The 13,275-nt window shown below is 42.4% G+C and carries 11 protein-coding genes; all 11 read right to left on the bottom strand.

Annotated elements, in window-relative coordinates:
- Positions 1–8: 8 nt before the first annotated feature.
- On the bottom strand, positions 9–839 hold the full coding sequence (locus A9B99_RS04190; RefSeq protein ID WP_064594894.1) for a hypothetical protein: 831 nt from the start codon (positions 837–839) through the stop codon (positions 9–11).
- On the bottom strand, positions 839–4,804 hold the full coding sequence (locus A9B99_RS04185) for a hypothetical protein (RefSeq protein WP_064594892.1): 3,966 nt from the start codon (positions 4,802–4,804) through the stop codon (positions 839–841). Before A9B99_RS04185 ends, A9B99_RS04190 begins: the two co-directional genes overlap by 1 nt.
- Positions 4,804–5,253, bottom strand: a complete 450-nt coding sequence (locus tag A9B99_RS04180) for a GPW/gp25 family protein (protein ID WP_064594891.1) — start codon at positions 5,251–5,253, stop codon at positions 4,804–4,806. The genes A9B99_RS04185 and A9B99_RS04180 overlap by 1 nt, the downstream gene beginning before the upstream one ends.
- A gap of 24 nt (positions 5,254–5,277) precedes the next feature.
- Positions 5,278–5,577 (bottom strand): PAAR domain-containing protein, encoded by a 300-nt coding sequence (locus A9B99_RS04175; protein WP_036114916.1) that lies wholly within the window; start codon positions 5,575–5,577, stop codon positions 5,278–5,280.
- 23 nt (positions 5,578–5,600) lie between these two features.
- Positions 5,601–7,391, bottom strand: a complete 1,791-nt coding sequence (vgrG, locus tag A9B99_RS04170) for a type VI secretion system tip protein VgrG (protein ID WP_064594889.1) — start codon at positions 7,389–7,391, stop codon at positions 5,601–5,603.
- A 14-nt stretch (positions 7,392–7,405) separates the two neighbouring features.
- Complete coding sequence (locus tag A9B99_RS04165) at positions 7,406–8,059, bottom strand: CIS tube protein (protein ID WP_064594888.1); 654 nt, start codon at positions 8,057–8,059, stop codon at positions 7,406–7,408.
- 198 nt (positions 8,060–8,257) lie between these two features.
- The gene (locus A9B99_RS04160; protein WP_064595527.1) at positions 8,258–8,716 is read right to left on the bottom strand and encodes a phage tail protein; all 459 of its coding nucleotides are present in this window, start codon (positions 8,714–8,716) and stop codon (positions 8,258–8,260) included.
- Positions 8,717–8,804: 88 nt separating this feature from the next.
- On the bottom strand, positions 8,805–9,275 hold the full coding sequence (locus A9B99_RS04155; protein ID WP_036114928.1) for a phage tail protein: 471 nt from the start codon (positions 9,273–9,275) through the stop codon (positions 8,805–8,807).
- A 77-nt stretch (positions 9,276–9,352) separates the two neighbouring features.
- Positions 9,353–10,927 (bottom strand): phage tail sheath family protein, encoded by a 1,575-nt coding sequence (locus tag A9B99_RS04150; RefSeq protein WP_231889147.1) that lies wholly within the window; start codon positions 10,925–10,927, stop codon positions 9,353–9,355.
- A gap of 497 nt (positions 10,928–11,424) precedes the next feature.
- The gene (locus tag A9B99_RS04145; RefSeq protein WP_064594884.1) at positions 11,425–12,231 is read right to left on the bottom strand and encodes a hypothetical protein; all 807 of its coding nucleotides are present in this window, start codon (positions 12,229–12,231) and stop codon (positions 11,425–11,427) included.
- On the bottom strand, positions 12,232–12,810 hold the full coding sequence (locus tag A9B99_RS04140) for a Pvc16 family protein (protein ID WP_064594882.1): 579 nt from the start codon (positions 12,808–12,810) through the stop codon (positions 12,232–12,234).
- Positions 12,811–13,275: the final 465 nt, after the last annotated feature.

The following is a 13,275-nucleotide window of genomic DNA, read 5'->3' as shown; positions in this document are numbered from 1 at the left end:
TCGTCAGATTAATCCTCCGCAGCCGTTTGTTGGCAGCGCTGCATAAATTGGTCATTCCATAAGTGCGTAATGTGGTACTGGATAATTTGATTTTCACCAAAAGATGTATTGGTGCGAATTTGTAAAAAATAGGGGCGTACTGTGCCTTTATGGTTTTTTTGCCGCCAGCGTAATTGAATCTTATCTGCAGAAGAGTGGAAGTAAGCCTGCGTCATATGAATGGGGTTTTTATCCTGCCATTGCCACCAGTGCTTGTTAGGGGCACAGGTATTAATGGCGACAGCATGAACCAGCGCATAACGTCCACTGTGTCGGATACCAATTCCCGCCACCACTTCTAACATATGGCACCCTTCCAGCTCAGGAGTAATGTCGTGCCATTCACCATCGGCTGGGACAGGAGTTTCAATGAGTGTGGTGCCCATTCTTCCTTGCGAAGCAACGGTGCCATTGACATCGAGAGTTTGTTTCGGGGTTGCTGTATTGATTCCCACATTACCTTGAGGGGTTAGTGCGAGATTGATAGCCTGTGTTGTCGCGGTATTGTCCGGGTTATCATCTGTTATATCGGCTTCTGGGTTTGCAAAAATGTGCAGATTAATATCCTGAGGGGCAAACCCAACATGCCATAGCGGGGTATTAGGGCTATTTTGTTGATAAAAGCTCAACAGATGCTTCTGGTCTAATGCTCTAAGCTGAAGCCCCGTTTCTGGGGGCTTGATAAACCCCTCGTCAATTTGGTTGACACAGGAATCAATCAAGTCAGAAAAATGCTCCGCTGACGGCATAGTTCCATGACGAAAATAGTTCTTAAGCGTACTTCGATTACGTTTTGACATTATTTTTTCGTCCCTTTTTGATTCGAAGTCGTTGATGTACTGACAATAAACTGTTCACCGATCACCAATTCACCAATACCAACGGCCACGGGGTCATGAATAAGGTTATCGGGGGAAATTTGAATGTAGTGATGCTCCACAGGAATCAATAAATACCATGGATAAGCCGCGCGGATGGGGTGGCTATTTACCGCACTATCGAGCAATGTATAGTCAGTATCGTCATCCACGCTGATTTTCAGGGCTGATAACGCACTGACCTCAACAACATCTTCTTGCCTGCGTATAAAAGCACTCAGCTTTTCGAGTGATAAGCAGAATCCTAAACCAGTATTAAGCGTATTCTGCTCCCAGGGGCACAATTGTGTTTTTATGGCATATTCGAGCCTGCGCAATACGGGGCCATGATTCACACCTTCTTTTAAGGTGACTTTGCATCTAATCTGGATTTTTTCGTATCCAGGATTCCGTACTTCTATTTGTACTTGCGGGCGTGAAATGGCGAGTAGAAAACGCCGAATATTGAGAAGATAAGATGAATCCAGTTGTTTTGGTATACAAGGCGAGTGGTCGCAAGTGGTATGTAACGGGGTGACGATAATGAGTACATGTCCGGGCACCGGGCACTGTGAAGAAAATGTTCGTGTGGGAAAACAGTGTACGGATCCTACTTCAGGGAAGTTTTCCAGAACCAGATGTTCATAATCCCAGGGAGTTAAGGCTTTACCTTTATGGCGTAAACTTTCGCTTACGCGTACCTGAAATGCGTGATCACTTTCTATTTCAGGTGTTTTCTTCATTGCATTTAATTGGGCAATGGTTGCCAAATTGGCCTTGCGTGGTGTGCTGCGCCATGCAGAAAAAGGCATTACAGTGACACCGTCCGCAGACAGGGGCGCACCTTTGCCAGCCACGGTCACCACATGCGTGGCAACATGCAGGCAGTCAGGGTAATGGTCAACCCCTTTATTTGTACTGACACGTAACCAGAACAAACCCGATGGCATTACGCTGTGCCCGGTATTAATTTCGCTCGGGATATCTAAGGTAACAATACCGGTAGTAAGAAAGTTGAGAGTGGTATCGTGAATGATTTGGTTAGGATTAAATGCATGCCATTCATTATCAACCAGATAATACCAGGTATAGGAAGTTGACGGATAAGGCATCAATAGTTTTGAGCTTCCATCAAATACAAAGAACAGGTTTAAATAGCCTGATAGTTCTGTGGCGGTGATGCCAATGAAGCAGTGACTGTCCTCCTTATAATTAGGAAAGAATCGTGGCCACATAAGCTGGCGAGTTTGCGCGCGCGGATAAATAACCCTTTCACCGAAAGGATGCAAATGAACGACTTTGCTTTGCATTGCGTTATCGTCACTGGCACTGATTAAGTCAATTGTTGACTCTGCCGAATAATCTATAGAAATATGGGTAACTAATGGTGTGTAAGGTGGGTTGGGGAGTGACTTCTTACGCTTCTTTGTGACGTTATGAGTCAGTATGTCACTCAATAAAGGGGCATAATCTTTATGGCCAAATGCGTATTCCGGGCCAGTCAGCCTTAATTTAAACAGCCCATTACGTAAGCCAGACTGATTACTGTAAGGTGTTTTTGGCCAGCTATGGGTAACGGGGGTATAACAGTTATTCATGTTAGTAAACCGAAAAACTCTACCATGGTGAAGCACACCACTCCCGGGCGTAAATAAGGGTAATTGAGATGGGCCGAATTCAGTCCATTGCCCATTTTTGAGCACTTCCGGAGTGACCTGGAAACTTGCATTAGTGTAATGGTAAGGGTACTGAGCGTAGTACTGTTGAAAACCATCTGAACCCCGCGGCAAGTCACCCCAATCAAGGTGCAGAGATAATTGGCTGACAGTTTTTCTGGCAATCTCTTCATTAGCAATTACCGCGTAAGCATCAATATAAGGGAGTGAACCAAACAAGAAGAAGGGTTGTGCGGAGTCCACTTGTCCTTCAGGGTTAAACAACTGCATCTGTGTAACCCCTGCCACTTGAGTTGTTATTGCGAGTTTTGCTAATTCAAAATCCCGGAATATTGCATAAGGGAAACAATTACTTTGCCGCTTCAGGGTGATTTTTAGTGAAGCGCTGTGTGGCAAACTGTCGTCCACAGGAATGACAGGCTTAAAGCCAGTATCAATATTGCATTTTACCTTTAATCCAATTTTGCATTCATGTGACTCGCAAGGATTAATCTCTACGTCAGTGAGTGTTTCCCAGCCATTTTCGGTTGAAACATCAATCTGAAATACCCCCTGAAAGAGTTGATAAAAAGCGGCAATGGGAGAGTAACTGAGTAACTCCTTTATGGTGGTGTAAGCGGTTGGTTCTTCGGTAAGAAGTGGCTCTATAGTAGTGAGGATTTCACTGATATCAGCTTCGGTTAACCAGGGAACATTGTAAAGACAGCGCCGGCTTGTTATCTGCCCAATAACACGAAACAGGAAATCAATTTTAGCTAAACCATATTGCTCGCCTTTATCTGTCGTTGAACAAATAAAATGTACAAGCTGTGAGTAAAATAATTTATAAGCTACCCAAACTCTCTGTGACTGCTTTAATTTTTGTAACTCGTTGAGTTGTTCTGCCGAAACTTGTTTTACCAGGCTACTGGCATTTATTCTGGTTACCCAATCTTCGAACAGATGTGCATGCACGTTGAGTAACAGACTGAAAACTCTTGTTAATACTTCTGTAGTATTTTCACTAACCGCCAGTAATTCTTGAGAAATAATGTTGGAGCGCACCTCTTTGAGGTGGAACACTATATTAATAACACGGTTCCCTTGCTGCATGGAAAATATTGGGTCAGTAATTATAAGCCCCATTGGTTGTGTGTTATTACCATGTTTGTGCTTATTGCTAAATATATTGAAGCGTTGTTCAAATGGGAAGTTATCACCCGTTGCGTTCGCTGTTACTTTTAGTTTTTGCCCACTAACTCCGCACACTAAACCAGTCTCTTTTTCGGGCGAAACTAATGGGTCACGCTGTAATGTGAGGTTGAAGACATGCGATACTTCGGCATTGGTAATCTCAATCGGGTAGCAACTGCGATAAATGATTGGACTAAAGTCAGGAGCATCACCAGGGCTGAATTCGGCTCCATGATCAAACTTAATCGTATTTTTAGTTTGGCTGTTTAATGACAGCTTAAGATATATGGAATTATCTTCCGCAGGTTTTTTTTCTTGTTGCAGAACTCGTTGGTAATAAAACTGCAAGTGTCTTTCAGTAAAAGTATTGAGTTTTTTTTGAGCCAGTTTAAATAATTTCAGAAAAGAAAAGTAGAGTGCCTGTTGTGGGGCATTATCCTGGTGCATTAATGCAGTTTGTAATACCTTCTGGCTGTGTTTTTTTATTTGTTTGATGACATAGACTATTTTTGCAAAGCAATGGCGCATGTGGTCAATAAAACTATCATGTTGCAACGCACGAGATGCAGTAGCTAATTTTTGTTGGTCAAGTTTCCATAACTCATCCAGCTCTTGCACATTGTGTCTGAATTGCTCTGGCAACCGGCTAACCATCAGGCTAAGTGGCAGTGAAAGGTGATATTGATATTCATGCAGTAAATAGTACCTAAACTGGTATGCTGTATCTGGGGTTGAAGGCAGGTGCTGATACCATGCCTGTAACCGTTTTAGCAGGACAAACAGAAATTCAGCAGTAACGACTTCACTCTGGCCCATGGCATGTTTAAACTGTGCCTGAATCTGCCGGATACTACTGGTTGATATTGCAGCACATACCACAATTTCGCTTTTTTGAAATAAACTTCCCCAGTCACCCTCAATCTGATCTCGCAGATTACGAAAGGGTAACTGCTGAGCAAATTGTTGCGCCCAGGAAATTAACTGTTCAAAACTCAGCTCGTGTGGTTTAACCATAGATGCATTAATTGCATCATCCAGCCGCTGCTGTCGGGATGTCATTATGCTTTATCCCATTTATCAGGTAGTGGCAGTAATTGAGAGGATATCAATGTGCCTTCGTTTAAATAGAATGGATAAACCATGTTGCTACGCGTATTGGTGGTGATAACACTAAAGTCTATTTGAATGAGTAATTTCCCCGAAATCTGCTCTGGTAAAATATAGATATCCTCCACATTGATACGTGATTCGAAAAATAAAATTGCCAGACGAATTTCGGACTCCAGTTGCGTCAGTACTGTCTGCGTGAGTTCTTCAAATACAAATTGATTAATTCGGCAGCCAAAATCAGGCACCATGGGGCGCTCTCCGGGGGTTGTGGAGAGTAAAATTGTTAAGCTCTGTTCAATATCCTCAATATCAGAGCTCATGACCACGTCATGATTTGGACCATCAAATCTGGGTGGAAATGCCCAGCCGGTCCCTAAAAACGCGTTGTCGTTTGCCATAAATTGCGTGCATCCTTTTGGGGTTTAACCGCCAATAATGACAGTGGGGCACCCTAAAGTGATGGTTCCCCCATGGTCTGTTGTGTCTCCCATTCGGGCAGCCGGTTTGCCGCCAATCATTACGGTAGCTGAACCTTTAATGATGGTAGAGGGTGGCCCCACGCAGGTGCAGTTATCACCAAGGACTGCAGCCGGAAGGTTGGCAATTAATACAGTTGGTACCCCAGGTCCTATGATGGGGCCACCAACATGAGGCACTGGGGGAAGCCCGGGGGTTGCCATTGGGCAGATTTGTAAGTCGGTAATTCTCGCTGCAAAAGGCATAAGTTAACTCCGCTGTGAAACAGTTAGTTAATTTTAACCAGCGCACCTTTAATGGTCGTTATCCCCGAACAGGATAGTTCAGCCGTTGCATTTCCTTTCAACGTTAACCCCGTATTGGCTTGTGCTGAAACATTAAGACCTGATATTTGTGCATCACCAGTAGCCTTGATGGTTGTATTACTGGTGGATTCAACGCTGACAGAGTTCTTCGCTGTGATAGTGATATCTTTACTACTGGTTATACTAATACCACTTTCCCCTAAGCTAATTGAGTTACTGTTTTGATCAGTCAGAGTGATTGATTTACCTTTATCGCTTAACACGATGGAATTGCCATTAGGTGTTTGTAACGTCATCACAATATTCTCATCATCAAATATAACTTTCAGCTTGCTTTTGGTTACGATGCTCTTGATGTAGTTTTCAGCCGTTAGATCCTCTGGCATCTTATTTTTACTACTGTACAGTGAGCCCAGAATAATTGGATTGCCAGGGTCCTGATTGATACAGCCCACAATAACTTCGTCTCCTACTTCTGGTATGAAAAAATTACCATAGCCAGAAGATGCATAGTAGGATGCTAAGCGTGCCCATATTAAATTAGCTTCACTATTTAATATGGGTATTTTAATTTGAACCCGGTAATTTGAATCCGGGTCTTCATCTAATTTAGTTACCACCCCGATTTGCAGGCCATCAACAGGAGGTAAATACCCCGAGGCAGGTGGTGCGCCAATGTCACGGTGCTCTGCCGACCACATTGGTGATATTCCCAGTTCCGCCGTGGTAATCCACTGGCCTTTTTCAATACGGTGGTGAATACCGCCAATATAGTGTGTTCCATTATAACGTTCTCCAACCCCAGCCAGTTCAATTAAACTGTCAATTTTGGCGTCTGCGTTTCCCTGAAAAGTGACATTTCCGCGTACTTTGCTCAGCATTGCTTTCACTTGCTGGCCATTAGCCCAGCTCGTGAGCGAGTCTGAACTGATGGTTGACGCAGTTTGCAACGTATAATCACTGATACCCAATACTTTAGCTAAATCCTGGCTGGTGAAATTACCCTGACCCGAAATAGATTGAACCGGGCCTGTGCCTGTAACCATATCTTGTTTGGTAGAATCCCATGCGGTTGCCGTTACACTACTCAATTGATTTCGTGCGTCCACTTTTGCTGAAAATGACATTAAATCAGTTCCATATGTGACAATGAGCGCAGCTGAACCACTTACCGAAGGCTTATTGACGGTCACTTTATTGGATTGATTGGTGACAACAAAACCGTTTGCTTCAGCACGAGTGAGAATAAAATCCCAGTCAGTGCTGTTGAACTGAACCAACTCAGCATGGGGATCAGTAATACTCCCTACGGAACTTGTCAGACTGGAGTAATTGGCAAGAAGGCTACTGATTATATTGCTGTCAGACTTTGCAAGAAAACACTGACTATGTTTGGCGATCGTCATCGCAATCGCCTGATCTTTACAAACAATATTAAGGCATGTGCTGTTATCAGATGCTATTTCTATACCATGACCAATAATAATTCCGTCGAAAATGTTCTTTTCATCACTTTCATACCCTGCAGAAATAGAAATGGTTGAACCTGGTTTAAAGGTTTCTGCATCGCTGACATCAAATTTCTGCGAGGCTATATCACCGTCGCTAATAGTTATCTCTGCAGATGCGATATGATTTATTTTGTAATGGATATGAATTGATATAATGCCAATAGAACTGTCAATTGCATTACCATTAACCTTAATGGTAAAGGTTGTTACGCCAGTGCTATTGGATGAAGGAGATATTGCCATAATAAGCCTGATAGCTACGCAAGTGGTGGAAAGTACAGTTTGGTGCCCGGCTCTATTTGCCTGCTACTGATTAGGTTATTAGCGCGTGCAACCTCAAGGTAATAACTACTGTCATTATAAATTTTATAACATAACATGGGGAGAGTATCCCCGGCTTTAAATTCAATAATATGAGTCAGGTCAGGTGAAGACTGTTTCTTTAATGCCTGTTTCTCTTTTTGGGTTAAAAATTTAGTAAAGCTAAGTGCTACTGTGGCACGTAACGGATTGCCAGAAGAATCAAAGAGTGAGTAATCTACATTTATAGATGTTAAGCGGCCTCTGAAGTTTACCGATGATCCCCATGTTATTACTACCGGGTAGGGTTCATGCTGTTCGCCATTGTATGCGTAAACCACTTTTTTCAGTGTTGCAAGTTGCTTCTGCACGGTTGCAGTGCTTGTTTTACCCGTAACTCCGGTTCCGTCCAGCAGCAACTGAAAGTCGAGTTTTTCGCTTTGATATCCTTTAAAAGCTGTCTTTGGCGAGATATCACCCTGTTGTTGTAATCCTGTATTTGTATAAGAAATACCATAAACATGTTTAACACTATTAGGATTCAGCGTGGCTGAGAATGTTTGTGCGACACTTCCTTTTGATGTAACTGATTTTATTATAATTCTTTCCATTCCCTATGTCCTCAACGTAATTCACTCACCTTTCTCTTAATTCGTCAGAAGCACCAATAAGCTGATAAACAATACTTTTCTCTACCGGGCTCTGGTCTGAAGCCTGGTCCGGATTATCAGTACCCGCATAGTCATCTTTACTATCGTCGCTTATTGTTTTTGATTTAATGACCAGTTGTCTTATCTCTAATGGCACAGTTATAAGTTCCTTTTCAGATGGTTAAAGCAAATTTCAATTTCTTCTATTGCGATGTCATTTTTTGTTGAATTAAAAGGTTCCATCTTCAATTTTACCGGGTATGCATTTGATGCTGTCCAGCTTTTACAGGTAACACCATTTTCATTTAGTAAATTAATCGACACGCTTTTCGTCGGGATCGGTTTGGAAAACTGATCATCTAAAATACCCAGACACCAGGTGAGTAACTTAGATGTCTTTTCAGTTACCGCTCTTTTTAATGTCAGGTTGCTATTTTTGATTGATTTCGGTAAGTGGTAAGCTAAGTTATTACCGCCTTCAAAATAGTCTTCAGTTTCTATACTGAATTCTAACCCGGAAACCTCCTGAAAAGCTGTATCACCGGCACACCCACTGATGGAAACACTAAAGTAGAAAGCAGGAAGAGGCCAGTCGCCATCACCTTGAGTTGCTCCCATGGTTTTTTCCATAATTTCACTATTCACTCGTTCGGGATAATAAGTCCTGCCTCTGGAGTACGGGTAAGCCCTTGCTTAGTGATAGAAATCACACGGAGATTTCTAATCCTTCATGGGCGAGCTCAATGGTTTCAACCGCAACTTCATTGCCATCTGATTTTAAGTCAGTACCCGTGACTTTAGTTGGCCAGGCATTTTTTAATTTCCAACTCATTACTGGCTTGCCGCCTTCATCTAACAAATTTATTGTGACGGCAGTTCGGGCGATGGTATTCATTTTGATCTTTGCATACCACTCGTAGAATTTATTATCACTTTTAAAAATACCTTTCTTAAGCGTGACGTTACCGCTTTTTATCAAACCGGGCATTTTTATAGTTGAGAATACCGGGCTATTACCTGCGCGATATTCAATGGGTTGTGCTTCCGAATCAAGCCCTGATACTTCCTGAAATGCGGAAACCATTCCTGCGCCTGCACCACCGTCCCATTTCACTTCAAAATGAAATTTGGGCATGGGCCATACAGTTTGGGATTGTGCTGAACCATCGTCTGCCATGGGGCTCTCCTAAATAACTAACCACGTTATATTCGCCGATATTAAATGCTAACCAAATACAGACATCAGGTACGCATCTACGATTCCTGCATCTTCTGCTGGAAGGTGATTTCGATAAATTCTGCAGGCCGGACAATCGCTACCAGCACGGTAATACGCAGAATACCTTCTAAGATATCGTTGGAAGTCATTGTCTTACCCAGACCCACACTAACATTATAGGCATCAGCCGGAATCGCCCCTGCCAGACCACCGCGTTTCCAGATACCATACAGAAAGTTACCCAGCATACTTTCCATAGACACCCAGGTGTTGGCGACATTGGGTTCAAAAACATAGGCTTTTGAAGCGAGTTTGATAGATTCTTCCAGCATAATCATCGTGCGCCGGACGTTGATATAACGCCAGTCCAGGCTATTGCCATCAAGCGTTCTTGCACCCCAGACTAATGTACCTTCGCCAATGAATGGCCTGATGGCATTAATCGATTTTCCCTGGGTTGTCACGTTTAAATCTTCTTGTTCATCGTCGCTGATATTTACGGTTGGTGAGACCACTGCATTAACACTGACATTCGCGGGTGCCTTCCATACTCCACGGGAGTTGTCCACCATGGTGTAAATACCCGCCATAGCAGCCGATGGTGGCAGGATATTTTGCTGGAATTTGATGTCCGCCATAATGGTTTGATATAACGGGCTCATGTTTGAAAGCGTTTTATGCAGCAGAACGGCATCCGAACTGGATATTGTGCCGCTTAACTTAGTAATTTCGTCCAGCATGCCTTGTTTGCGTGTCGCTCTTAACTTGTTACTTCCCGTACTGAGCTCTTCCGGGGAAAGACCATCTAAATCACTGAACATGGCGGCAACTTCGGCATTCAGGAGTTCGACCAGTTTATCTATATTGCTGACATTGCGAAAACTCACATCACTGTCTTGCACAATTGATGTATTGAGCCAGGGGTAGTAGGCAGAAGCATAATCGAGATAGTTAATACCAAGCTTAGACCGGAAATTTTCAACACAGTCACCATCGGGATGCTGGCGGTCTCTGTAACCGTTCCAAATATCTAAAATTGCGACACGGTTTTTCATTTTTCCGCCACAGTGCCCCAACATGGCTTGCTCAACGTTGATACAGTCATCTTCTTTCAATTGTATTGCTTCCGGTATGAGCAGCATGGTGGGCTCTGCCTCTTTAATGAGAGGCAAAATACCGTTTTTTAATACATCTGCATCGATATCATCGGCGTAGCTACCTACTGATACGATATAGCAAGGGCCGCCGCCATTTTGAAAAAAAAGTAACATACTGTAGTAAAGGTGATGGCGGGTATTCGACTGGGTTATTTGGTAAGCTTTTCCTGCCTGTTTAAATGCCTCTCTGATATTGGTATCGGGGTTTTCAGGTACCTCTGCTATTTCGAATGTATGTTGAGGCTCCCCGCCAAAATATTGCCGATACTCTGACATTGAAGTAATACGCCATCCTTGATTGCTTAGCGATTTGCCACCGTTATCCGCTTTTTCTGTATATCCAATAAATGCGGGTACTGCAGTAGCCACTTCCACAACAGAGTTTGGAAATGCATTCTTCTCAACAATATATACGCCAGGTGTTTTCATTACGCCCATAGTTTGGACCTTCATGTAATTGATTGGCAACCATGCCCATGATTAACACACAGGAAAACACACTGTGAAATACACTGTTAAGAAAGGCATTCAGGCAAGTTAAGAGTATTTTACTATTGACAATCATGGTATAGCGTCTGCTCAGTTTTCTGTCAACTCCGATTGACAATAAAATCTAATCAGGTTTTGGAATTTTTTAATAATACCCTGTGGTTCATTTTTTTGTTATCTGGCAGGCAATATTGACCGGGTTTTACTGGGGAATGTTGGCGGGCGGCGAGATTTACATGCTTCTGCCAGAACTTTAGCTGTGGGTTGGTCAATGATGATTATTCTGTTGCCAGAACACCAAATCAGTAATGAAATTATTAAATAAATACAGTGAGATATAATGATTTCCGCGTTAAATAGTGGTTTCCCCTGAGTTGAGCCATTCGGTTTCAATGGTGTGTGCCGACTCAATGCCTGCTTTCCCTGGTATCTATTCTATGATTTTTTGGTTATAAAAAATGTTAGTTACAGGCCACATAGATATGAGAAGTTAAACGCATGCTACCATCAATAAGTTGTATTGAGGTATTATTTGCATCAGGAAGTGGAAGTAACTTAACAATTGTTTTCTTGTCACTTAACAATGAAAAAGATTCTGCACATACTTTCATTAAGGGTATTCGGTGGTCTGAAATAAAAACCCGTGCAGTTTGATTTAAGATCTGTTCATTGGCCTGTTCAGTAAACGAACTGGCTATACCAGATGAGCCCGCTATGTTGATATTGGCTGTGGAATTTAATGAGCAAAGATAATATTTCCAGTAAGTTGATATGGTGTTGAATTGAAGAGTGATGGTTTTTTTATCTAAGTTAAATAACTTTTTTGGGATGTGAATGCTAAGTATCCCGATTAAATTTTTATTATAAATGGTTGTTCCTTGATGTTGTGTGAACTCATTGAGTTGGTCACAATTAATCCAGTTGTCAACACGGATCTGCATGGAGTTTCCCTGTGTAAACTCAGCATTTATACTAGCAATATCAAATGCATTCGGCATCCCGGTAATGCTTCTGACTACAGAGTCGGTACTTACGAGGTAAAACATCAGATTAAACTCTTGGGTTAAAGCAGCTAAATCGGTAAATGATTCTGCATCCACCACAAGTTGTATGGTTCCTGGTCTGGATTTCACCAGGATACTGTATTGCCTGAATAAAATTTCTGTATTTTCATCCGCAATGATATCAAAAGGTGCCAGTTCATCTTTAAATGAATTGTAATACTCATGCTGCACTTTAATGCTTAAGATGGATTGATAGTCTGCCATTTAGTTATTCCTTTTGGTGATGTCTGCATTGGAAATATGAATGTTGCCCACCTGGGACAGAATTGCTTCACTGTCTGGTACCAGTGCTCTCACCCGGTAAACGCATGATGGCAGGTAGTGTGAGCCGAATACACCCCACATATGGTTTAATTGCTCTCCCGGTATGGATTCCAGCTCCATGTTAATTTGTTCAATACTTTCAGGTAAATCAGGGGCGTTTTGGTGGGTGAAATTGCTGTTGCGGTTGAAGAATGCCAGTAAGTGCGACAGGACTTTTAACCCATCTGAATAATGGGCAGAGCTAAAATTAGCGGCGATGGTAACCGTCAGCGTGATAAAAAGTGGTTTCGAAGAGAGGGTTGTTCTGTTGCTATTGTTGTCCGGACGGTAACTTTTGGAAAACGTGTCTTTTTCGATATTGCTAATGAAAATGAGGACCTTGTTTTGTATTTCGTGTGATTTAGAACCATCCAGATCTACAGGCGGTGAGACAATTACTAAATCATTTGATAAATCAAAAACATTCTTTATTGACTGGTTCATCCTTTCTTTTAAGTACCCTAAGCAGAGGTCTAGCATGATATGTTCCTAATTAACAATAGAAAGTGACCATACAAATGGGAATAAGAGAGCCATAACTGATTTACAGATGATTTTACTACATCAAATGACTTTGTACCTGTTTCCATCATCCTTAGCTAGTATGCTGGTTTTTCGTTCAAGGGAAATTCGCTTCATTGTCACTCTATACCCCCCTGGTGTTTTCTCAGAGAGGGTGACAGCTATCCTGACACATACTTGGGGGATGACCTTGATCGCCAGTGGAAAGAGCCGATTTTCTCAGAAGAGGAAGGTACGAACATGGCTAAGATCGGCAAAGTGTTTGCTGCGTTTTGTGCTCAGCCTGGTATCCCTTATCGGGATGATTACGGACAACTGCAGTTACTGCATTCGACTCGTCATAGAGTCTGCTCTTCGGCAATAGTTGGGTGGGTGAGAAACATTCTGCATCTACAGCAAACTTTCTGACACGAGAAAATCGCA

It is taken from the genome of Mangrovibacter phragmitis (assembly GCF_001655675.1).
Classification (GTDB): Bacteria; Pseudomonadota; Gammaproteobacteria; order Enterobacterales; family Enterobacteriaceae; genus Mangrovibacter; species Mangrovibacter phragmitis.
The sequence above is the reverse complement of the archived record's forward strand: the minus strand, read 5'-3'. Positions and strand labels throughout refer to the sequence as shown.